A 746-nucleotide genomic window follows, 5' to 3' on the forward strand; every position below is an offset into this window, starting at 1 on the left:
TCCAACTCACGTTTCTCTTCTCCTCGGCTGCGGATGTGCGAAGTATAGCCATACACGGATTCGATGAGCTCGCGGACCGCAGTCGAATCATACGCTTTATCCAAGCACAGATTCTCCCACTGACTGACTTCAGTGGCTGCTCGGTCGACGCAGTCAGCGATGGTCTCCTGGAGCAGTCGTGTGTCGTGAACGTTTGCTCCACCGACTGCCAGGCCAACGGGGATGCCAGAAGCGTCGGTTTGTAGTGATCTTTTTGTCCCCAGCTTGCCGCGATCCGTCGGGTTTTTGCCGGTCTTTTCGCCTCCCAGCGGTGCTTTGGTCATCGCACCATCGACGCTCTGCCATTGCCAGTCCAAGCCAATCAACTCGTCATAAACTTTGACCGCAAGATCCCACAGCTCATCGAAGACTCCAAGCTCGGCCCATTGCTGATAGTACGCGTGAGCAGTGCTTCCGGGAGCAAGTTCTGGTGGAATCGCGTTCCATTGGCATCCCGTTCGCAGACGAAAGAAGATCGCGTCGGCGACTCGACGTAGGTCAGCACGTGGTCGACCACCGTTCGCGCTGACCGGATACGCTGGAAGAACTTGCTCCATTTGCTCCCACAATTCATCTGGCATGCGATAGTTGTCAAAACTCCTTTGCCCATCCATGGCGGGCCCTCCTTGAATTTGAGTACCTGTGAAATACCAACTCAAGGATGGTCCGCTCTTTTCATGCCAAATTGGTTTTCGGATAGGTTCTAA

1 protein-coding gene is annotated in these 746 nt (G+C 54.4%); it reads right to left on the bottom strand.

Going from position 1 to position 746, the window contains the following annotated elements:
* Positions 1 to 653, bottom strand: a 653-nt coding sequence (locus LOC70_RS12845) for an IS5 family transposase (RefSeq protein ID WP_230253986.1), incomplete at its 3' end; no start/stop codon positions are given.
* Positions 654 to 746: the final 93 nt, after the last annotated feature.

Source organism: Rhodopirellula halodulae, from assembly GCF_020966775.1.
GTDB lineage: Bacteria > Planctomycetota > Planctomycetia > Pirellulales > Pirellulaceae > Rhodopirellula > Rhodopirellula halodulae.